Source organism: Pseudonocardia sp. SID8383 (assembly GCF_009864975.1).
Classification (GTDB): Bacteria; Actinomycetota; Actinomycetes; order Mycobacteriales; family Pseudonocardiaceae; genus Pseudonocardia; species Pseudonocardia alni.
This window is the reverse complement of the sequence record NZ_WWFY01000798.1, coordinates 1-1,479: the sequence shown is the minus strand read 5'-3', so window position 1 is coordinate 1,479 and position 1,479 is coordinate 1. Positions and strand designations below refer to the sequence as shown.

General features: G+C 75.9%; 1 protein-coding gene. It reads right to left on the bottom strand.

Annotation, left to right across the window (positions count from 1 at the left end; translation table 11 throughout):
* Window positions 1–127 precede the first annotated feature (127 nt).
* Window positions 128–1,479, bottom strand: a 1,352-nt coding sequence (locus GTW08_RS19610; RefSeq protein WP_161152349.1) for a complex I 51 kDa subunit family protein, incomplete at its 5' end; no start/stop codon positions are given.

Below are 1,479 nucleotides of genomic sequence, written 5' to 3'. Positions count from 1 at the left end.
CCGGGGCCGCCGCCGGGGGTGCCGTCGCCGGACGACGCGTCGGCCTCGGGTGCGCCGTCGACCTCCCCGGCCCGGGGTGCCCGCGAGCCGCCGCCCGGCCCCATCGGGCCCTTCCCGCTGGTCGTGGTCATCGACGCCCTCCGTGTCCGTTCGACGAGTGCGACGGCGCCGCGATCAGCCCCAGGTCGAGTGCGGAGGCGACGGCCGACGGCGCGGTCTGCCCGAGCCCGCAGATCGACGCGTCGCGCATGACCCGCGCGAGGTCGTCGAGCAGGGCCAGCTCGGTCTCCCGCGACCCGAGCGGGGCACCGCGTTCCAGCCGGGCCAGTGCCTCCTCCTGGCGGACCGTCCCGACCCGGCACGGCACGCACTGCCCGCAGGACTCGTCGCGGAAGAAGGCCGCGATCCGGCGGAGGGTGGCGGTGAGGTCGGCGCGGTCGTCGAACACGAGCACGACACCGGACCCGAGGGTGGCGCCGATGTCGCGGGCCCCCTCCAGGGTGAGGGGCACGTCGAGGTCCTGCGGGAGGACGAACCCGCCCGCGGCGCCGCCCAGCAGCACGGTGCGCAGCGTGCCGCGGGTGCCCCCGGCGAGGTCGAGCAGCTCGCGCAGGGTGGTGCCGAAGTCGACCTCGTACACCCCGGGGGCGCCGACGGCACCGGAGACGCAGAACAGCTTGGACCCGGTGGACCGGCCCCCGCCGACCGAGGCGAAGGCCCCGCCGCCGATGTTGAGCACCTCCAGCACGTTGTAGAGGGTCTCGACGTTGTTGATCGCGGTCGGCTTCCCGAACAGCCCCGAGGTGGCCGGGAACGGCGGCTTGTTCCGCGGCTCGCCGCGGTAGCCCTCGATCGACTCCAGCAGCGCGGTCTCCTCACCGCAGATGTAGGCGCCCGCGCCGCGGCGCAGGTCGATGTCGAAGGCGAAGCCCTCCCCCATGACGTCGTCGCCGAGGTGGCCGCGCGCCCGGGCCGCGGCGATCGCGTCCTGCAGCCGGCGGGTCGCCAGCGGGTACTCGCCGCGGATGTAGAGGTGCCCGACGGTGGCGCCGGTGACGTAGCCGGCGATCGTCATGGCCTCGACCAGCCCGAACGGGTCGCCCTCCATGAGCACCCGGTCCTTGAAGGTGCCCGGTTCGGACTCGTCGGCGTTGCAGACGAGGTGGTGCGGACGCTCCGGGGACTGCGCCACACCCTCCCACTTGACGCCGGTGGGGAACGCCGCGCCGCCGCGCCCGGTGAGCGAGGCGTCCTTCAGCTCGGCGATGACCCGGGTGGCGCCGAGGCGGACCGCGCGGCGCAGGGCCGCGTAGCCGCCGCGGGCGCGGTAGTCGTCGAGCGAGGTGGGGTCGACGACGCCGACCCGGCGCAGCAGCCGCAGGTGTTCCCCGGTCCGGGTCTGCGGGGCCGAGACGGTGGTGTCGGCGAAGGCCCGGTCGGCGTCGGCCGCCTGCTCCCCGGCCGGGTCGGCGGGCGCGT